This window comes from Microcoleus harperi Pol14_C6, assembly GCF_036701295.1.
Classification (GTDB): Bacteria; Cyanobacteriota; Cyanobacteriia; order Cyanobacteriales; family Microcoleaceae; genus Microcoleus.
Window position 1 is genome coordinate 56,151 of record NZ_JAUBQN010000021.1, and the last position, 21,045, is coordinate 77,195.

The 21,045-nt window shown below is 45.4% G+C and carries 11 protein-coding genes; 8 read left to right on the forward strand and 3 right to left on the reverse strand.

Annotation, left to right across the window (positions count from 1 at the left end; all coding sequences use genetic code 11):
* Positions 1-114 precede the first annotated feature (114 nt).
* Positions 115-6,057 carry an ATP-binding sensor histidine kinase gene (locus tag QUA27_RS15780; RefSeq protein ID WP_333068983.1) on the forward strand — a complete coding sequence of 1,981 codons (5,943 nt, stop codon included), beginning with the start codon at positions 115-117 and terminating at the stop codon, positions 6,055-6,057.
* 98 nt (positions 6,058-6,155) lie between these two features.
* Here QUA27_RS15780 and QUA27_RS15785 read toward each other — a convergent pair whose 3' ends face one another.
* The gene (locus tag QUA27_RS15785) at positions 6,156-6,686 is read right to left on the reverse strand and encodes a peptidoglycan-binding domain-containing protein (protein ID WP_333068984.1); all 531 of its coding nucleotides are present in this window, start codon (positions 6,684-6,686) and stop codon (positions 6,156-6,158) included.
* Between the two features lie 268 nt (positions 6,687-6,954).
* Positions 6,955-8,607 (reverse strand): NAD(P)H-hydrate dehydratase, encoded by a 1,653-nt coding sequence (locus tag QUA27_RS15790; RefSeq protein ID WP_333068985.1) that lies wholly within the window; start codon positions 8,605-8,607, stop codon positions 6,955-6,957.
* Between the two features lie 123 nt (positions 8,608-8,730).
* On the opposite strand from QUA27_RS15790, the gene mnmA reads away from it, so the two are divergent.
* Positions 8,731-9,822, forward strand: a complete 1,092-nt coding sequence (mnmA, locus tag QUA27_RS15795) for a tRNA 2-thiouridine(34) synthase MnmA (protein ID WP_333068986.1) — start codon at positions 8,731-8,733, stop codon at positions 9,820-9,822.
* 178 nt (positions 9,823-10,000) lie between these two features.
* On the opposite strand, the gene QUA27_RS15800 is transcribed toward mnmA, so the two are convergent.
* Positions 10,001-10,585 (reverse strand): DUF8738 domain-containing protein, encoded by a 585-nt coding sequence (locus tag QUA27_RS15800; protein ID WP_333068987.1) that lies wholly within the window; start codon positions 10,583-10,585, stop codon positions 10,001-10,003.
* 1,605 nt (positions 10,586-12,190) lie between these two features.
* On the opposite strand from QUA27_RS15800, the gene QUA27_RS15805 reads away from it, so the two are divergent.
* The 6 genes from QUA27_RS15805 (at position 12,191) to QUA27_RS15830 (ending at position 21,013) form a co-directional block, all read left to right on the forward strand.
* Positions 12,191-12,529, forward strand: a complete 339-nt coding sequence (locus QUA27_RS15805) for a hypothetical protein (RefSeq protein ID WP_333068988.1) — start codon at positions 12,191-12,193, stop codon at positions 12,527-12,529.
* A gap of 187 nt (positions 12,530-12,716) precedes the next feature.
* Positions 12,717-13,085, forward strand: a complete 369-nt coding sequence (locus tag QUA27_RS15810) for a PP2C family protein-serine/threonine phosphatase (RefSeq protein WP_333068989.1) — start codon at positions 12,717-12,719, stop codon at positions 13,083-13,085.
* Between the two features lie 77 nt (positions 13,086-13,162).
* Positions 13,163-13,741, forward strand: a complete 579-nt coding sequence (locus QUA27_RS15815) for a slr1658 family protein (RefSeq protein WP_333068990.1) — start codon at positions 13,163-13,165, stop codon at positions 13,739-13,741.
* Positions 13,742-13,787: 46 nt separating this feature from the next.
* The gene (locus QUA27_RS15820) at positions 13,788-14,132 is read left to right on the forward strand and encodes a slr1659 superfamily regulator (protein WP_333069021.1); all 345 of its coding nucleotides are present in this window, start codon (positions 13,788-13,790) and stop codon (positions 14,130-14,132) included.
* A gap of 70 nt (positions 14,133-14,202) precedes the next feature.
* On the forward strand, positions 14,203-15,678 hold the full coding sequence (locus tag QUA27_RS15825; protein ID WP_333068991.1) for an adenylate/guanylate cyclase domain-containing protein: 1,476 nt from the start codon (positions 14,203-14,205) through the stop codon (positions 15,676-15,678).
* Between the two features lie 505 nt (positions 15,679-16,183).
* Entirely contained in the window at positions 16,184-21,013 is a 4,830-nt protein-coding gene (locus QUA27_RS15830; protein ID WP_333068992.1) for a PAS domain S-box protein, read from the forward strand.
* Positions 21,014-21,045: the final 32 nt, after the last annotated feature.

Sequence of the window (21,045 nt, forward strand, 5' to 3'; positions counted from 1 at the left end):
GGTAGTAATTGGCCAACTACTATTTTTTGTGTCGGTGATTTCTATCAGTTCGCTTCTACTCTGCATGGTGCACTATAGAGTTAGAAACCAATTTACTGACGGGAATCCAACTTTATGCTCCCAGCTTTAAAAATTTCTGGGTATGACTTGCAAGAACTCATCCATCAAGGAACTAACACCGTTATTTATCGGGCGCTATCGATCGCCAACCTAGAGCCTGCCATCCTCAAAGTTTTAAATACAGAATATCCTACCCTAGAACAGATAACTCGCTTAAAACACGAATATCAGATCGCCGTCAATCTCGATTGCCAGTATACCGTCAAAGTCGATCGCCTAGAAATTCACCCGAATTGCTTAGTATTAGTCTTACAAGATTTTGGAGGCATCTCCCTCAAACAGTGGATAGCCAAAGCCGGGAATCCTACCAGCAGCATTTTTCCCATGCTGGAAACCCAACCGGCAGGCGGCGGGGAAAGCGCTGGCGATCGCACAACTGCTGCTTCCACAGCAACCGCGCGTTACCAATTGCCGATCGCCCAATTTTTAAACATCGCCGTCCAATTAGCAAAAGCTTTAGAATTCCTGCATCAAAATCACATTATTCATAAAGACATCAAGCCAGCTAATATTATTATAAACTCCGCAACAATGCAAGTAAAAATTGCAGATTTTAGCATTGCTTCGCGGCTAAACAAAGAAACGCCAAACTTAACAAATCCCGATCGCCTAGAAGGAACCCTCGCCTATATGTCGCCGGAACAAACCGGGCGGATGAATCGCGGCGTAGACTACCGCAGCGACTTCTACTCTCTAGGTGTCACCTTTTACGAATTGCTGACAGGAAAATTGCCATTTACCAGCAACGAGCCGCTGGAATTAGTCCACTGTCACATTGCCAAACAACCAATTCCCCTTCAACAATTAAATCCGCAAATTCCCCCAGTTTTGACCCAAATTGCGGAAAAACTGATGGCAAAAAATGCCGAAGACAGGTATCAAACAGCAACCGGATTGTTAGCAGATTTAGAACGCTGCCAGAATCAAATCGAGGATTCTGGTAAAATTTCTAATTTTATTCCCGGACAACTAGATGCCATGAGTCAGTTGTTAATTCCGCAAAAACTTTACGGGCGAGAAAAGCAAATAGCACAATTATTGCAAGCCTTCGATCGCGCCAGCCAAGGCAGCGGTGAAATTGTCTTGGTAGGTGGCTATTCCGGAATTGGCAAATCAGCATTAGTTCACGAAATTCTGCGTAATTTAACCAGGCAGCGCGGATACTTGGTTTCGGGCAAATTTGACCAATTCAAGCGCAATGTTCCCTATGCTTGTTTCAATCAAGCCCTGCGGAATTTGGTGCAGCAGATTTTGACTGAAAGCCAAGCACAGATTAAATTGTGGCGAGAAAAACTGCTGCAAGTTTTGGATGCGAATGCTCGAATTGCGATCGAAGCCATCCCCGAGTTAAAGTTAATTTTAGGCCCGCAACCAGACGTACCACAACTCGGGGCGATCGAATCTCAAAACCGCTTCAACCGAGTGATGCAGCAGTTACTTCAAGCAATTGCCACTGCCGAACATCCCTTAGTAATGTTTCTCGACGACTGCCAGTGGATAGATGCTGCAACAGTCAATTTATATCAACAAAATGGCCTCGCAAAAATTCCTTACTTGCTAGTAATTGTTGCTTATCGGGATAACGAAGTCAGCCCGACGCATCCATTGATGGTAGCGAATGAAGCAATTCGAGCTGCAGGCATTCCGATAACAGCTATTACTTTAGAACCGCTAGCAATTGGCAGCGCCATTCAACTAATTGCTGAAACTTTGAGATGTGCTGCTGAAACAGCGAGTCCGCTGGCGAATTTGCTAGTGCAAAAAACTGACGGCAATCCATTTTTTTTCAAGCAAATGCTGAGGTATTTGCATCAAAAAGGCTGGTTGAGATTTAACCCGCAGGCTGCTGAGTGGCAGTGGGATATTAAACATATTCAACGCCAGGCTATTTCAGAAAACGTTGTCGATTTGATGGTGAATAAAATTAAAACTTTGTCAACGGCAACCCAGCGAATTTTGCAATTAGCGGCTTGTACAGACAATCAGTTTAGTTTGGATGTACTGTCGGTGGCTAGCGGACAATCTTGGACTGAAACAGCGCAGGATTTGTGGGAAGCGTTGCAGGTGGGCTTGATTTTACCTGTAGGTAATAGCTATCGGATTCCGCAAGTATTTGAGCCGGAAGAGTTGGAAAAGTTGGGGATAGCGGCTGGAGATGTGTGCTACAAATTTATGCACGATCGCGTTCAACAAGCTGCTTATGCTATGATTCCTGACGCACAGAAAGAACCTGTTCATTTGGCGATCGGGCGTTTGTTGTTGCACAGAAGTAGCGCAGCCCAACGGCAAGAACGAATTTTTGATATTGTCAATCATTTGAATTTTGCTGGCGGGTTGATTTGCGAGTTGAGCGAAAAGTATGAATTAGCTGAGTTAAATTGGCAGGCTGGCAAAACTGCGAAAGCTGCTTCTGCGTTTGAAACGGCGCTGAGTTTTTTCCAGTCGGGCTGCAAATGTTTGCCGGCACAAAGCTGGGAAGATAATTATTCGTTAACTTGGGCGCTGTATTTTGAATTGGGCGAAGCTGAATATTTGAATGGGAAAAATGACGAAGCTTTGACAATTCTAGACTTTATTTTGCCTCCAACTCAGACATTGTTAGAACGGTGTCGGATTAATGAGTTGAAAATGACTTGTCTGCGAATGAAAAATGATTTGCCTGCAGCTTATCAGTTAGGTATCGAAACGCTGCAATTGTTGGGAATTGAGTTTGAAGCTTGCCCGGATGATGGGTATTTGCTGCGGGAGTTGGCAAAGACGAAGGAGATGATTGGGGGTTCGATCGCCAATTTAGCCGATTTACCAACACTCACCGATCCGCTGCAACTCGCCGCCCACCGGATTTTGAAAGAACTTTACCCCATTGCTTACTTTACCAGTCCCAACGCTCAATTTTTGTGCGCGATCGAGTTGGTGCAGGCGACAATCGAACACGGAAATTGCCGGATTTCCGCCTTTGGTTACATTGTGTATGCCTTTACTTTGATTGTTAAATATGGCGAAATTGAGGCTGGTTTGGCAGCAGGAGAACTGGGTTTAACTCTCTACGAACGCTGGGATGCTAAAGAGTTAAGTGCTTATATTTTCTTGCTGTGGGGGGCTTGTTTGCACTACATCAAACATATTGATGAGTCCAAGGTTTTTGTCCTCAAAGCTTTTAATAGCGGTTTAGAGACAGGTGCTTATCAGTGGTCGGGATATGCTGCGATTAATTGTCTTTGGTTCAGCTTTTTCGGCAATGACTCGCTGCAAAAAACCACCGCAGTTGTTGAGGAATTTTTACCTGTTTTGCAAAAAATTGACCGCAATATGCTAGCATTTTTTATGCTAAATAAATCGGCAATTGCTCGGCTTACTTGTGCTGCCGAGAGTGTAGAAAATCCCCCAACTTTCATCGACGAACAGTCGCTATTAGAATTTGCTGAAGCCTCGGCAGATTTGATGACTTCTTTTATGGTTTATCTCTACAGACTAACCGTGGCGAATTGGTTTGGTGAGGTCGATCGAGCATTAGAATATGCCAATATTGGTGTTAAATTTTTGGCAGGTGCTGCGGGCGTTTTTCTGAGTCCGGTTTTTTGCTTCCACCGGGCTATAGCCCTGGCTGCTGCTTGTACAAATGCCAGCGAGGGCGATCGCCAACTCTACCTCGAACAGCTTAGCATTAGCTTGGAAGAGCTTGGAGAATTTGCGAAAAACTGCCCTGCAAATTACCAGCACAAGTATTTAGCCATCCGTGCCCAAGTGGCGCGGTTGTCGGGACAAAAGTATGAGGCGGCAGAATGCTACGATAGTGCGATCGCCCTCGCAATAGAAAACGGCTTCATTCAAGATGCTGCACTCCTTAACGAATTAGCTGCCCAATTTTATTTATCTCAAAATCGGCTTATTTTCGCCAAAAGTTACCTCAACGATGCCAGAGTTTGCTATCTCCAGTGGGGCGCTACAGCGAAAGTCCGTCAACTCGAACAATACTATGGCAATTTATTTCCTGAAGCTGTAGATTCGCGAATTTCTGCAACTGTATCCGCGAGTACATCTAGTCATGCTAATATCTTAGATTTAGCAACGGTAATCAAAGCATCTGGGGCAATTAATAGTGAAATAGTCTTAGAAAAATTGTTGAAAAAACTGCTGCACATTATCTTAGAAAATGCTGGCGCGCAAAAAGGTTGTATTCTTTTAGAAAGAGACGGGCAACTGTTTGTTGAAGTTTCGGATACTAACCTGCATGACTCAGCAACATTTCAGGAGTCAATCTTTGTTGAAAACAGCTCGGATGTTCCTATTTCTATAGTCAAGTACGTTGGGATAATTCAGCAACCGTTGGTGGTGAGCGATGCAAGTCAAGAAATAAGGTATCAATCGGATACTTACATTCAGAATTGCCAACCAAAGTCGATTTTATGCGCGCCGATTTTGTATCAAAGTAAGTTGATTGGCATTGTATATTTAGAGAATAATCTGGCGAGTGGAGCATTTACGCGCGATCGGCTGGAACTGTTGCAACTGTTAACGACACAAGCGGCGATCGCCATTGAAAACGCCCGCATCTACGCCAGGGAACAGCACAAATCCCGCCAGTTGGCTGAATCTCTCGAAAGCCTACAACAGTTCCAAGTCGAACTCGTCCAAAAAGAACACGAGTACCGCAGCATATTTGAGACAGTAGCAGACGGACTTTCGGTGATAGATTTGGAGACTGGTAAAGTCATTGCAGCTAACCCCGCACTATGTCAAATATTTGGCTATGCTGAGCAAGATTTCGTGCAGTTAAATCCGCCCCATTATATTCTCCCAGAGTCTTTATTCGCCAAATTCCAACAAACTGTCAGCAGAGGCGAACAATTTACGTGTCAATCTATCATACAGAGAAAAGACGGTACGCTGTGCGATATTGATGTAAAAGCAAACTTTTTTGAGTACGGCGGTAAACCCCACGCCCTGGTGATTAATCGAGATATTAGCGATCGCAAGCGCGCCGAAATAGCACTGCAAACATCGGAAGCTCAATTGAAACAAAAAGCTGAAGATTTAGAAGCAACACTCGTTCAATTGCAACAAGCTCAAGCACAATTAATTCAAACAGAAAAAATCTCGCAACTCGGACAACTCGTGGCTGGAGTGGCCCACGAAGTGAACAATCCCGTCAGCTTTATTTCTGGCAATTTGCATCATGCCAAAGAATATGTTAGCGATTTGATAAATTTAGTTCAAGTTTATCAAGACAACTTTCCCGAGCCAGGGCAACAAGTTTTAGATGAAATAGAAGCGATTGAATTAGAATATTTAGTAGAAGATTTGCCGAAGATGATTGACTCTATGAGATTGGGAACAGATCGTATCGGCGACATCATGCAATCTTTGCGAAATTATTCGCGTACCGACGGGATTGAGAAAAAACCAGCAAATCTTCACGAAGGAATTGATACCACATTAATGATTTTAGCACACCGGTTGAAAGCGTCGGGCGATCGCCCTGCCATTAAAATCATCAAAAATTACGAGGAATTGCCTCAAATCGAATGCTATCCGGGGCAACTAAATCAGGTATTTATGAATTTGCTAGCCAACGCGATCGATGCTCTGGAAGAATCTAATGTTGGTAAAACCTACAAAGAGATTGAGAGCAACCCCAATACGATTACAATTTCGACCTCTGTTGCCAACTCGATCGAAAAATTTATCAATCCTATCGTAAAGATTCAGATAGCTGACAATGGAATTGGAATGTCAGAAAACATCAAAGAAAAGTTGTTTACGCCATTTTTTACAACGAAAGCAGTAGGCAAAGGAACCGGATTTGGACTGCCAATTTGCCACGATATAGTCACAAAAAAACACGGGGGAACCTTAGAATGTTGTTCGCGGCCGGGAAGGGGAACAGAATTTGCGATCGCCCTTCCGGTACACAGCATTCCTATCAAGGATAATTAGGGTATTCGGCAAAAATCGGACTCGGCGATTGACATCGCTACTATACAAAAAAAGTCCACTCCAAGCGGACTAAGTAATAAAGTGAATCCAACCCGTCATTAGTGCGGTAACTTGCTGAGGGCGTGCCAAGTTCTGTAGCCGACAATTCCATCTTGCGGTAAAGCCATGCTAATTTGCAATTGTCGCACTGCTACATCTGTCATCGTCCCGAATAATCCGTCAATAAAGCCGAAATAGTATCCATTGATTTTCAAGACATTCTGAACAATTTTAACAGCATTACCGGAACTGCCCTTCATGACGATCGGCATATTCACAGGTGCACCAGAGTATAGTGCTTCCCAAGTGAGAGGGCCGACAATCCCATCTTCTTTTAAAAAGACGCGGTGTTGATAGCCTTTGACCGCGTTTTGAACTTGCACACCGAAGATACCGTCTATCGGGCCGAAATAATATGCCCAATGATATAGAAGTTGTTGTAGTTCCTTGACAGCTTGACCTGTTGAACCCATTTGTAAAGTGGGTTTGTTTACTCCCGTGGTTTCAGCAAATGCCAGAGTTGATTGAGCAGTAGTATCGGCGACGAGAGCCATAGTTTCATTGTTCAAGCTTCTTTCTTCGGTGTACATAATGTGGTTCCTCTCAAGATTTAAGTTTTAGTCTTTGATATTTCAGGTATAACTGGCGGGATTTGTGGATGCACAGTCACTTTTTGGAGTGTCACTCCTGTGAGTGTCACTCGTTTGAGTTACCCGTTGGTTTGTCATAAGGAATGCAAGTTGTAATATTTTTATGAGGACTTTCGTTGTCACTACAAACCAAGGGGTAAGGTGCGCGGTGGACGCCTACCCAATACAAAGATGCGGGATACGCACCCTAACAACTACTGTTGATTGTTTACTCAGCAAATTCTCGCAATGTGGGAATTAAATACTGTGTCAAAGTAAAGGCATCTACTCCTAATTCCGTCCGTTCTTTGGCAGCCATGATTCCGGCTTGAGCGTGCCACCAAGCTGCTGTTGCTGCAACTGATTGGGGGGGGGATTTGCGGGCGATCGCAGTTGCTAATAGTCCCCCTAACAAGCCTGTAAGAACGTCGCCGCTGCCGCCTCTGGCGAGGGCTGGGGTGCTTTCGGGATTGAGGTAGGTGATGGTACGTGAAGCGTAGCTATCCCCTAGGGAATCGCCTTCCTCCTTCCAACTTATGCAAACTCTGGCTCCTTTGAGCAATACCGTTGAACCACAAAGCTGAGCCGCGGCTTGACTTGCGGCAATTCGATCGTCGCCTGTTTCGTCGGCTAATTCGGGAAATAAACGCTTGAATTCGCCCGGGTGAGGCGTGATAATTGTCAGTGCTGAGCGTTCCGACAAAATCGGGACTGTGCCGAGTTGAGCGAGGATATTTAAACCGTCAGCATCTAAAACCAGAGGTCGATCGCTCTCCAGTACAGATTCTACAGCTATTGCCGCTTCCAATGTCAGACCTGGCCCTACGGCGATCGCATCATAAGAACTCAAATCAATTGCTACTGGCAACTCGCTAATTGCACCGCTTTGGGTTTCGGGACATCCTATAACTAATGCCTCTGGCAACTGACTGCTTAACATCGATTTAATTGACTCAGGAACCGCAATTGATAGCATTCCGATGCCGCTTGCTCTTGCTCCCAATGCTGCCAAAATTGCGGCGCCGCTGTAGCGGCGGGAACCTGCAATAATTAGTAAGTGACCGTTGGTGTATTTGTGCGAAATTGGCGATCGGGGTAACGGCAAATGCTGAGTTGCCGAGGCTGTTGTAATGCGTTGTATTGCCGGCGTTTCCCCCAAGACTGCTGCAATATCTGCTGCGGGAATATCAAAATCAATTAATTCGGAACTGCCGATATATTCTAATGCTCTGTCTTGCAGAAATGCCATTTTCCACAAACCCAAACATAATGTATGTTTTGCCCGAATAGCAGTTCCCAAAACTTCTCCGGTATCTGTATGAATTCCCGATGGAATGTCTATACTTAAAATGGGTATATTTAAATTATTTATTTCGTTAATAGCTGCCGCAGTGGCGTTATTGATTTCTCGTTCTAATCCAAATCCAAATAAACCATCTACGAGCAAATCGCAGTTTTTCAGCAGTTCAATTTTGTCAACAAATCGAATATTCAAACAACGCGCATAATCAGCATGATTTTTGGTGAGTTCTTTGAGTTTAGAAAACGGGCAGTAAATAACTACTTGGAACCCTTGAAAGTGCAATTCGCGGGCAACAACCAAAGCATCGCCGCCGTTGTGTCCGGGCCCAACCAATAGGCCGATAATTGGCAATTGAGAATTAACAAGATTTTTCCCTTCTTCCCTTTTCCTTCTATCCGTTAAATCCCGTCCACTGCTAGTTGCCCCACTTCCTTCCACCTTCAAAAGCTCCTGAATGCGTCTAGCAATCAGTCCCGCGACTTTTTCCATTAAAGCTGCGACTGGCATTCCAGCAGCAAAGATTCTCGTTTCTATTTGCCGCATTTGGTCGGCGGTAACAACAAATTTTTGAATAGTCATTTCGATTACAGTGGTGGTAAGCTTTCAGCTAACAGCAGCAGTCGCAGTTTGTAGTATTTTAGTGCTACAATAAATTAGCTCGATCGAACAAAGTAACAGTAAAATAGCAATTTCTCCCCAACCATGAACAAGATTGTTGTAGGCCTCTCCGGCGGGGTCGATAGTTCCGCAGCAGCCGCAATTTTACACCATCAGGGATATGAAGTGGTGGGTTTAACGCTGTGGTTGATGAAGGGCAAAGGTCAGTGCTGCTCTGAGGGAATGGTCGATGCCGCTAAAATTTGCGAAGATTTGGGCGTTCCCCACCACATTGTTGACAGCCGCGAGGTCTTTCAGGCAAGTATTGTCGATTATTTGGTGGAGGGTTACAGTGCAGGAGTTACGCCTTTGCCTTGTTCGCAGTGCAATAAAACTGTGAAGTTCGGTCCAATGCTTAAGTATGCTCGCGAAGAACTCGGAATTGAAAAAATCGCTACAGGGCACTACGCTCGGATTAGTTACGATGCTGCTACGGGTCGCTATCAGTTGCTGCGGGCGATCGACCCTGGGAAAGATCAGTCTTATTTCTTGTACGATCTAACACAGGATTTGTTGGCGGGTACGGAATTTCCTTTGGGGGAAATTACCAAGACAGAAACTCGCAGAATTGCGGCGGAATTTGGCTTGAAAACTGCTGATAAGCCGGAAAGTCAGGATTTATGCTTGGTGGAAAGTAACGGTTCGATGCGGGCTTTTCTGGATAAGTACATTGCGCCGCAAAAGGGTGACATTGTGGACAAGTCAGGGCGGGTGCTCGGACAGCACGACGGCGTTCACCACTACACAATCGGTCAGCGGAAGGGACTCGGAATTGCTGCACCGGAACCGCTGTATGTGATTGAACTTGATGCTGTTGGCAATCGGGTAATTGTGGGCGATCGACAGTTGGCAGTAGAATCTGAATGTACAGTCCAGAAAGTGAATTGGGTTTCTGTAGCTGCACCGACGGCTCCGATTCGGGCTCAGGTACAGATTCGATATCGATCGCACCCCGTCCCCGCTACAATTATTCCTGTGGAACCATTCCCAGCAGAGGAAAAAACCGGCGGTACAAGAGTTAAGTTGATTTTTGACGAACCGCAGTTGAGCATTACCCCCGGACAAGCGGCCGTTTGGTATGACGGAGACGTGCTGTTGGGCGGCGGGATCATCGAAAGAAACCAGCTCCCAAATTAAAGTAAGGGGCGGGCTAGAACCCCACCCCACAAGAAACCACCCACAACAAAACTCACTCTTTGTGGAACAGGCATCTTGCCTGTTTGTTCTCCCCACCCACAAGAAAATTCACTCTTTGTGGAACAGGCATCTTGCCTGTTCCAAAATGAAGTTTATTTTTGATTTGACCGGCTCAAATTTACCGAGCTAACTTCTTTTCCAAACGCAAGATATTTCCCCTAGCGTTAGTACGGTAAACCCAAGTTTGCCTACCATCAGAGACCACAACCCGCCAACCTTCGACAATCATTTGACCGCAAATTTCATCTGCTTTCGCGAGTCCTAAACAAGTATTCGGCCAACTTTGTCCGCTGGATTCAGTTACTTTCAACTTGTCAGCAGCAATGCCAGTGGAGTCCGACAACTCTTGGCGAATGGCTGCTGCCACGGTTGCGGGCAATTTGTTCGGGGGATTTTGGCGCGTAGCCTCGGTCAAATTGCCCGGTTCGGAAATCAGAGTATTAAGTGCCAATACCGAATAGCTAATTTTTTTGGGCACCGCTGCTGAGGAAAATTGCTGCGCGGTTTGCTGCGGTTGCTTTTCCAACTGGGCAAGGGAAGATTTGAGAGCGCCCGCCTTAGCTTCTGCGGTATGTCTTAGCGCCGGATACATTTCCCATACTAGAATCCCTGTCAGCACCAAAGCCAAGATTACAGGATTAGGCTGCTTTTGGTCTCGGTTTTTATTCTTTTGAAATTTATTTATGGAGATTCTTTTCATCATACGCCCTCTGCCTCACTTTACACAATTGGCGATCGCTCCTGAACACTCAACTGCAGATACTTATTTAGACACTCTTGCTGGTGCTATTGGTTCCTTTGTGCAGAACCGACTTGACTGCTAGTTGCTGGTATGGCACAAGTATTTCCTACTCGCTGCCGGCTGATGTGCTTCAGGAAACTTGCACTACCCAGTTATTACTTAATTTTTACTTTTTGTCTCAGGGTATTAAGAAAAATTTATGCTTAAGTAAATATTCTTAAAAGCCTCTAATCCTACCCCCCAATCTCAGTACAAATTACTATTCTTCGTTCCACACCTGCTAAACGTGTTTTAGACTGTGGGAGGCGAGCTGAGCCAATGATATCACAGGGATGTCGCCATATTTGTTGCAACAGGACGAAAACGCATTAGAAATAAAACCAGCTATCGCTGATTAATTGTATTAGCATTGTGGTTTTCTAGAGCGACCGTCCTCGCAACTAATTTAGTAGCAAAGGCTACTTTCTGAGTACAATTTTGTTGACATCTATCCATTATGAACAGGAAATCCCTGGCAATCCATTTAATGAATCGGCTGAGTTATTCTCAAAAAAATCTCCTGGTCGGTTTTCTCTTTGCAATACCGTTAACCTTGGTCATGTACCTGTTGATTTCCGAAATTAACAGCAGGGTTGATTTTACTAAAAAAGAAATCTACGGGAATGAATACCTGCGACCACTGCCCCATTAAAGGGAATACATACCGAAACTTCAACAGTTAAATTATCAGAGTTTAAATCCTAATTTAAGTACTTCAAAATCCCTCAAAAATTTAGAAGCAAAAGTATACAACAACTTTCACTCCATAGCAAATACAGATAGCCAGGTCGGAAACATATTAATGTCCAGTGAAATTTTTTATAAAGTTTATCAAAGTTGGTAAAAGTTTAAACGTCCTCGCCATTTGAGTTGAGAAGATTACGCTTTTGTCTATCAACGTTTAGCTACAGATATTGATAGACTGAAAGCTCGCGTAGGCGATAGTTCTAATCTGATTTGAGACCAAGATTTGGATACATATTATTTAATAACTACTACTTTTCCTCAGCTTCCACAAATGGAAAAATATTTGTCATAAATTAGGCTTGTTTCTCAAAAAATTAGCCTGAATTCCGATGCCCTACCAGAAGAAAGAGCGCAATTGATTACTTTTTCCAGACGATTGAGAGAAATAAATGATGATTTGGTACTTAATATAAAAGGTACATTTAGCAACGATAATTAGGGGAATCTGCGCTCGGCATTAACACAGGATTTAATAAAATTTAACTCTCTGGTTAAGCAGCTAAATAAGCAATTATATCAAACAATATATCAAACTGGATCACTAAAATATTACGCATCCATCACTGGAAGCAATTTGGCTTTAAAGGCAAGTTTTAAAATCGAGATAAAACTGTAAATTTATTAGACTTTTTTCAGTATTGGCTTGCTGGTTCTGTTAATAAAAAATAATTGATTTTAGTTTTAGTGTTAACAATATTAGATCTTTTTATTTATCTATTTGTGTCTTTTTACAGGGCAGTTATGCAAACTGTATTTGTTCTTTACGAAACTTTTAAAAAAATGGCAACTGACAATTTCGACCCGAAAATTATTTTGGATAACAGAGATGAACAGGGGCAAGTTGTGGGTGCATTTAACAAAATTGCCGATGCCTTAGTTGCGGCAAATCAAAAAATTACTGTTCTTAACGATTGCCTAAAAGCTGAATATATGTCAATGAGCGCTGAACTAGACGTTCCTCGCAAAATTCAGCAGATGCTGCTACCGAAAGACCGAGAACTCAAGGAAGTTATCGGCTTAGATATTGCGGGATTTATGGAATCTGCTGAGGAAGTAGGCGGCGACTATTACGACGTACTCCAGCACAAAGGTAGAGTAAAAATCGGCATGGGGATGTGACCGGAAACGGATTGGAGAGTGGCGTTTTAATGATTATGGTTCAAACGGCTGTCCGAACTTTGCTCGCCTACAATGAACCCGATCGGTGAGATTTTTAAGTTCTATTAACAGTGTAACTTACGATAATGTGAAGTGAAGGAAATCCGATAAACACCCCAGCCTTGCTTTGCTAGACTATGAGCAAGGAATGCTGAAGTTGACTGCCCGGCACGAAGAAATGATTGTCGTGCGGTGTAACGGTTCTGTCGAGCGCTTTGATACAATCGATTTGGGTTTCCCGATCGGGCTTGATGCAGATATTGCTGAATTTTTTGCTGAGAAAATTGTGCACTTGCATTCAGGAGATGTGGTTGTGCTGTACACTGACGGGATTACGGAAGCTCAAAGTACGGATCAACTGCTTTATGGTTTAGATAGGTTAATAGAGGTAATAGAAAGTTATTGGCAGCGTTCGGCTACCGAAATTAGGCACGCTGTAATTAAGGACGTGCGATCGCACATCGGTAAACAAAAAGTTTTTGACGATATCACGTTGTTGGTACTCAAACAAAAATAACTACTTGGATATCCTTTCTAAAGTTTAAAATATATTTAGTGATGTCCCTCATCTCAAACTTTAGCTCTCAAATCGATATGATTCAGATTTTAGGTAATTTCATCGAGCAGCCCGCTAGCCAAGAATACTTAATAATTGGATTTTCTCCGAGTTCGGTTCCTCTCAAGCAGCGGTGGCGGAACAATGGTTTGTCGGCGGATTTTTTGGCTGACTACCTGACGACTTTTTTTCCGGGCAAACAAAATGAACCCTCGACAATTGAAAAACAAGCTGAAATAAAAAGCGCTGTTAGCTACATTGCAAATGAGTTATTGGAAAATGCCATGAAATTTAATAATGAAACTTCGGAGTACCCGATCTACATTAAACTGCAATTAGAGACCGACGGAGTGATTTTCTCAGTTGCTAACAGCATCTCTCCGCAAGCTGTGGACAAGTTTCAGGCTTACATTCAACAGTTGCTGACCTCGGAACCCAACGAACTTTACATTCAGCGGCTGGAAAAAAATGCTGCTGACGAAAGCTGCACAAATTCTGGATTGGGTTTGTTGACGATGCTCACCGATTATAGCGCCAAACTTGGCTGGAAATTCCAGACCATGCAAAAAGACCCGGAAGTAATTGCAGTGACAACTATGGTGCAATTAACAGTATAACCAACGCTGGCGATCGATAATATCTAAGGGACTTTTTTTTGTGACTATGGAAATTAATACAGAAGATTACCAAATCTGTTACGATCCAGCAACGGCAACCGTGAGTATTATTGGATCTCTAAGGCTGAGCGGGCCTGCAGAGTACGCACCGATAGCGCAGTTGCTGACGAAGGTTGCCGACGTGGAACCGACGAAAATTACCCTCAATTTGCAGCAGTTAGAATTTTTGAACAGTTCTGGCATCAATATGCTATCTAAGTTTATTATCCAGGTACGCAAAACAGCCAGGGTGCAAATGGCGGTACAAGGCTCTCAAAGCATAGGTTGGCACGGTAAATCTTTGAGGAATTTCCAACGTCTGATGCCTGGTTTGCAATTGGATTTTATATAGAAAAACGATGACGTTTAGGGTGCGAGCTGTTGAGAAATTTTTTGTTAGTCGAGGCGCAAATTCTCGAGTTATGCTGGAAGAACAACCATCTAGAGAACAGCTACTTTTAGAGATAGAAAGATTGCGCCAGCAAGTGGAAGACTTGAAGGAAGAAAAAGCGGATCTGGAAATCTTGCTGGAAACTACTGCTCAACATTCCGATACCGTTGAAACTGAGTTGCGATCTCGTGCATTCGAGGCGGTGCGCGAAGGCGAAATCAAGCTGGCTCAATTTCTCGAAGCGATTCCCATAGGTGTGCTCGTGCTGGATTCTCAAGGCAAACCTTACTACGTAAATCACGCAGGACAGCAGTTACTCGGTCAAGGAGTTTTGCCATTAAACGCAGTTGAGGGTTTGTCAGAAAGTTATCAAATTTATATTGCGGGAACTGACACTATTTACCCTTTTGAGAATTTGCCGATCGTCCGAGCTTTGAGGGGCGAAAACGCGACGGCTGAGGATCTAGAAATTCATCAACCCCACAAGAAAGTTCCCCTTGAGATTTGGGGAACGCCAATTTTTGACGAGGGTGGCAAAGTTGCTTTTGCGATCGCAGTTTTTCAAGATGTCACGGAACGCAAAGAAGCTGAAGCCGATCGCCATTTATTTATTAAGAAACTATTTGACCTCAACCAAAATTTAGAAAAATCCCTGGATGCCGAATCAGAGTTAACTGATGCCTACGGTAGATTTGTGCCTCACCAATTTCTAAATTTGTTGGGATATGAAAGTATTATAGATGTCCATTTAGGCGACCAAGTACAGCAGGAAATGTCGGTGCTATTTTCGGATATTCGGGATTTCACGACGCTTTCAGAAACTATGACTCCCCAAGAAAATTTTAAATTTATCAATGCTTATCTTTCGCGGATGGAGCCTGCCATTACTAGGAATAACGGGTTTATTGACAAATACATCGGCGATGCAATTATGGCTTTGTTTAGTGACTTTGCCGATGATGCAGTAAAAGCGGGTATTGCAATGCTAAATATCCTCAGAAATTACAACGAATACCGTCAAGGTGTCGGCTACGTCCCGGTTAAAATTGGAATTGGCATCAATTCGGGTTCTTTGATGCTGGGGACAGTTGGGGGTAAAAGCCGAATGGACAGCACTGTGATTAGTGATGCTGTTAATTTAGCATCTCGCATTGAAGGATTGACCAAAGATTACGGCGTACCTCTGTTAATTTCTCAGCAGACGTTGGAACGGTTGCGAAATCCAACAGATTATGCTATTAGAATTGTGGATAAAGTACAGGTAAAAGGAAAATCTCAATATGTCGTAGTCTATGAGGTATTTGATGCAGATCCGCCGGAAATTTTGTCGGCAAAGCTAGCAAATTTGTCTGTATATAATGAAGCTATGTTACTGTGCGATCGCAAGGAATTCCGAGAAGCGGGAAAATTATTTGAAGAGTGTTTGCGAACAAATCCCAGCGATCATGTAGCTCGCATTTACCTGAAACGCTGTCGGGATTGGCGATCGCTCCTCAAAGGAATTTAAAGCAAGTTAGTCTATTTGAGATTTTAGATTGACTCCATATAGCCATCCTCGCATCACTTGTGAATTTCTTACTTTCTCAGAACGGGTTCGGAGAGGGTTGGGGTGGGATAAAAAAATTACGACTCCTGCAAGGATGGCTATATATCTTGAGAGTGACGACTGACCTCTGGAATCTGCCAAAGGTGTAAAATATAAACAGCTTTATACCTGTTACTTCTGGGGGTTCTCAAAATAGAACGGCTTAGGGGTCAAAAACCAGCGATGGGTAATTTGGTACGAGAACGGTGGCCAGCGCTGAACCTGTCTCAAAAAAAGTTGGCGGATGAATTAGGGATGACCTTTCCCCGATTCATCGTTGGGAAAATGGACACCCTACGCCTTCTCGCTTGGCGCTCAAGCAAAGTTAGATATTGCTGGATGAGTTAGGTAATTTGCCAGATGCAACGCTTCGCGAATGCAGTCACGCGCGGCGAGCAAGATATTTTTCTGATAAGGAGTACAAAGGGTGAGTTTAGAGGGAATCAACAGCATTTTCAGAGTTAGACTACTTCCCTATGGTGTGGCGACCCTCTCCGTGGCTCTAGCACTGGCGCTAACCCGATCGCTTTTACCGTGGATCTACCCAACCACGACACCCCTGTTTTTCATCGCGGTGATAGTGAGTACCTGGTATGGCAGTTTCGGGGCTGGGTTACTGGCAACAATTTTATCCACGCTGGCAATTAACTATTTTTTTATTGAGCCGTTCTATTCCTTACAGATAGTTAATGTAGAGACAATTCTTCGGATCGGTATGTTTTTGCTCGCGGCAGGATTGATCGCTTCACTCAATCAATCGTGGCGCACTGCTATAAAAAACGCGAAAGCAGCCTTGCAAAATTTACAGCAGGCAATGGAAGTAGAACAACAGGTGCGCGACGAAGCAGCAGAAGCTGCGGCGACTGAGGCAAAAGAACAACTAGAAACGGTACTTTCTAGCATCAACGATGGGTTTTATATCCTCGATCGCGATTGGCGCTACACCTATGCCAACGATCGCTACTGTGAAATGGTTGGAATGTCGCGGTCAGCGCTTCTGGGTCAGAACGTTTGGGAGCTATTTCCCGCTACCGTTGACACCAATGCTTATGTGCAGTTTCATCGGGCAATGCACGAACAAAAGCCGCTCCAGTTTGATTATCTCTACTCACCTTGGAACGGTTGGTATGACTACCGAATTTACCCTTCGCCCCGTGGACTTACCGTTTTGCTTGCTGACATTACCGATCGCAAACAGGCCGAACTCCTGCTAATCGAGCAGAAACGACTGCTGGAGTCGATCGCATTCGGACAGCCACTAGACGACTGTCTGGCAGCCGTGTGTGACTCAGTATCCAGGCTGAATCCGGGTACCCGCGCGGGCTTCCTGCTAGCGGATGCTCAGCGGCTGACGTTTAACAGATCCATTACTCCAGACTTTCCAGCGTCTTTTGGTGAAGGGCTCCAAGATGCTCCAATTAACGATTTGTGCATTGGAACCTGTGGCGAAGCAGTGTATAGCGGCCAGCCCGTGACCTGCGCCGACATTGCTAAGGACGATCGCTGGTCGCAAGCATGGCGAAATTTATGCGTGGCTCATGGCATTCTAGCGTGTCATTCTCAGCCCGTGTTCAGGCAGGACAATCTAGCCCTGGGGTCGCTGATGCTTTGCTTTAGCGAGGCGCGGAGGCCGACGGATTGGGAATATAAACTCGCCGAGTTCGGCACCCAAGTGGCCAGCATCGCCTTCGAGCGCGATCGATCGTTCCAGGCGTTGCGCGACAGCGAAGAACAGTTCCGACTGGCTTCCGAAGGCGGCAATTTGGGTTTGTGGTATTGGGATATGGAAACAGACACGCTGAGTTTTACGGACATAGCCAAAGCGATGTTTGGTTTAGCCGTGGATAAGGCAATGTCGGTGCAGGTGTTTTTAGAAGCCGTGCATCCGGACGATCGCCCATTCGTTCACACCGTCCTCAATGAGCTAAAAGCGAATCAAGCGCATACTGAAATAGAGTATCGGACGCTGTGGGCAGATGGCACTGTTCGTTTGATTTTGGCAAAGGGCGATTGCGCCTACAACGCTGAGGGCTTCATAATTTCGACGCGGGGCGTATTCATCGACATCAGCGATCGCAAACAAGCCGAAGAAGCGTTGCGTCAAAGCGAAGAACAGAGTCGGAACATTCTAGAAAGCATTGAGGATGGATTCTTTTCCCTGGATGAGAATTGGTGTTTTACTTACGTGAATCGGTCAGCGGAAATTCTGCTAGACCGCACTTCGGGCGATCTGATGGGGAAGAATTTTTGGGAAGAATTCCCAGGACTCGATGGCAGCGAGTTTGAGCGGGTTCATCGGCGTGTGGCAAACGAGCGCGTGGCTTTGTCTGTTACCGCGTTTTATCCCGATCACGATCGGTGGTATGACGTTCGCACCTACCCTGCCGCAAACGGGATTACCATTTATTTCCGAAATGTCACCGATCAAAAACTGGCCGAGGAGGTATTGCAACAACGAGAAGCAGAACTTCGTTTAGTCACCAATGCCGTGCCTGCCTTGATTTCCTTTGTAGACTCTGACCAACGCTACCGCTTCCACAATCGAGCATATGAAGAATGGTTTGGACATCAGGCAACGCAAATTTACGGCAAGCATCTCCCAGAGGTTTTAGGCGAAACGGCGTATGAAGCGGTTCGTCCTTATGTTGAGCAAGTCTTGGCAGGAGAGGAAGTGACCTTTGAAACCCAAATTCCCTACAAAGATGGTGTAATTCGTTATGTCAATGCGACCTATGTTCCCCGCTTCAATAGCCAGGGAAAAGTTGAAGGGTTTGTAGCACTGGTCAACGATATCACCGATCGCAAACAAGCCGAAGCCACACTACGGGAAAGTGAGGCACGGTTCCGGCTGATGGCAGATGCCGCCCCTGTGCTGATTTGGATGTCGGACACCGATAAACTCTGTAATTACTTCAACCTCCCGTGGCTAAACTTTACGGGACGGACGATCGAGCAAGAAAGGGGCAATGGCTGGGCAGAAGGAGTCCACCCCGACGACTTTGAGCGCTGTTTAGACACCTATGTGACTGCCTTTGATGCCCGTCAACCGTTCAAGATGGACTATCGCTTGAAACGCTGTGATGGCATATACCGTTGGATTATGGATGAAGCTATTCCTCGCTACGGATTGGAAGGTGAGTTCTTGGGCTACATCGGCTCCTGTGTTGATATTGAAGACCACAAACAAGCTGAGGAAGCCCTGCGCGAGAGTGAATCCCGCCTCCGTCTGATCATTGAAAGCGCCAAAGATTATGCCATCTTCACCCTCGACCTTAACGGCATCATTGCCAGTTGGAACTCAGGGGCAGAAAGGTTGTTGGGCTATACCGAGACAGAAGCAATTGGTTGCTCGAGTCGGATGATCTTCACGCCCGAAGATAACGAACAAGGACAAGCCGAGTACGAGAGGCAAACGGCTCTACTACAAGGACGGGCAGAAGACGAACGCTGGCACGTCCGCAAAGATGGGAATCGCTTTTGGGCCAGTGGATTGATGATGCCCCTGCTTAACGAAGCGGATTGTCTGCAGGGATTTGTCAAAATCATGCAGGACAAGACCGCACAACGGCAAGCAAGTGAGCGACTGCAATTGCTGTATGAAACTACCCGCGATCTGATGCAGACAGAACAGCCTCTGGCTTTGATGGACACGCTATTCCGCAAACTTTCCGTGCAACTCGATCTGCACTCTTACTACAACTTCATGGTGGAAGAAAAAGACAACCACCCGATGCTGCATTTGAGAAACTATGATGGCATCTCTGAAGAAAGGGCGCAGGCGATCGCCTGGATCGAAGTAGGGGAATATCTCTGTGGACTTGTTGCCCAAACGCAGCAGCAACTTGTCTTGAATCAAGCCGAACTCTCCACTCATCCGAATGCTAAAGCCGTCTCTGAACTGGGCATGACGGCTTACGCGGGTCAACCGTTAATCGCTCAAGGGCAGTTATTAGGAACGCTCTCCTTTGCCAGTCGAACTCGGACGCACTTTACGCCTGCAGAAATCGATATGCTGCGATCTACCTGTGACCAAATCGCGAGCGCTCTGGAACGGGCCAACCTGAACGATTCACTCCAGCAGCAAGCGGAACACCTAAGACAGGCAAATCGGATCAAGGATGAGTTTTTAGCGGTACTGTCCCATGAATTGCGATCGCCCCTCAATCCGATCCTGGGGTGGACAAAGCTGTTGCAAACTGGCAAGTTAGATGCGGTCAAAACTGCACAGGCGTTAGCGACGATCGAACGCAATGCCAAGCTGCAAACTGAATTGATTGAAGATTTGCTTGATGTCTCGAAAATTCTCCAAGGCAAGCTCAGTCTTAATATTCGTCCAGTCGATTTAGCTTTAACTGTGGAATCGGCGATCGAAACTGTCAATTTGGCTGCTGTTGCCAAATCCATTGATATTCGGACTGCGTTAGATCCTCAGATTGGACAAATTTTGGGGGATTCGGGCCGTTTGCAGCAAGTAATCTGGAATCTTGTTTCCAATGCGGTCAAATTCACCTCAGCCGGGGGGCGCGTTGAGGTGAATTTGACTCGTGTTGGCAATCACGCTCAAATTACGGTGGCGGATACAGGGATTGGCATCGCACCGGAGTTTTTACCCTACGTGTTTGACTATTTCCGGCAAAAAGATGGCGCTACAACCCGCAAGTTTGGGGGCTTGGGATTGGGGCTGGCGATCGTGCGCCATCTAGTCGAACTGCACGGTGGCACCGTTGGGGCAGATAGCCTCGGTGAAGGGTTAGGAGCTACCTTTACCGTCAGACTGCCCCTATCAGGGAAGTTAAGACAAGAAAACTGTCTTGCAGGACTTTCGGAACGCTCGACTGCGGATGAACCGTTATCCGGGATGCGGATACTTGTGGTAGATGATGAGCCGGATATGCGAGAGTTGATTTCCTTTTTGCTAGAAGATGCAGGTGCAGAGGTTCGGACTGTTGCTGTCCCTCAAGAAGCCCTCACAGCGTTGACTAATTTCCAGCCAGATGTCTTGTTGAGCGACATTGGAATGCCGGGGATGGATGGCTATATGCTGTTGGGCCAAGTGCGATCCCTGCCGCCAGAACGGGGTGGGCTGATTCCCGCGATCGCCCTGACTGCCTATGCGGGGGAGTTTAATCAAAAGCAAGCTTTGCAAGCTGGATTTCACCGACATCTGGCAAAGCCGATCGAACCGGATAAATTAATTAAGACTATCGTCGCACTTGTTAGCAAGAACAGTCATCGCCCAGCAAGCTCTAAGGATTGATGCGATCGAGCTCAAAGTGATCGAACATCACC

Bases quoted from the DNA above. Each gene is read 5' to 3' on its own strand.
- QUA27_RS15810 (WP_333068989.1), top strand. From the start codon at position 12,717: ATGCTGAAGTTGACTGCCCGGCACGAAGAAATGATTGTCGTGCGGTGT.
- QUA27_RS15780 (WP_333068983.1), top strand. From the start codon at position 115: ATGCTCCCAGCTTTAAAAATTTCTGGGTATGACTTGCAAGAACTCATC.
- QUA27_RS15805 (WP_333068988.1), top strand. From the start codon at position 12,191: ATGGCAACTGACAATTTCGACCCGAAAATTATTTTGGATAACAGAGAT.
- QUA27_RS15815 (WP_333068990.1), top strand. From the start codon at position 13,163: ATGATTCAGATTTTAGGTAATTTCATCGAGCAGCCCGCTAGCCAAGAA.
- QUA27_RS15790 (WP_333068985.1), bottom strand. From the start codon at position 8,607: ATGACTATTCAAAAATTTGTTGTTACCGCCGACCAAATGCGGCAAATA.
- mnmA (WP_333068986.1), top strand. From the start codon at position 8,731: ATGAACAAGATTGTTGTAGGCCTCTCCGGCGGGGTCGATAGTTCCGCA.
- QUA27_RS15820 (WP_333069021.1), top strand. From the start codon at position 13,788: ATGGAAATTAATACAGAAGATTACCAAATCTGTTACGATCCAGCAACG.
- QUA27_RS15800 (WP_333068987.1), bottom strand. From the start codon at position 10,585: ATGATGAAAAGAATCTCCATAAATAAATTTCAAAAGAATAAAAACCGA.
- QUA27_RS15825 (WP_333068991.1), top strand. From the start codon at position 14,203: ATGCTGGAAGAACAACCATCTAGAGAACAGCTACTTTTAGAGATAGAA.
- QUA27_RS15785 (WP_333068984.1), bottom strand. From the start codon at position 6,686: ATGTACACCGAAGAAAGAAGCTTGAACAATGAAACTATGGCTCTCGTC.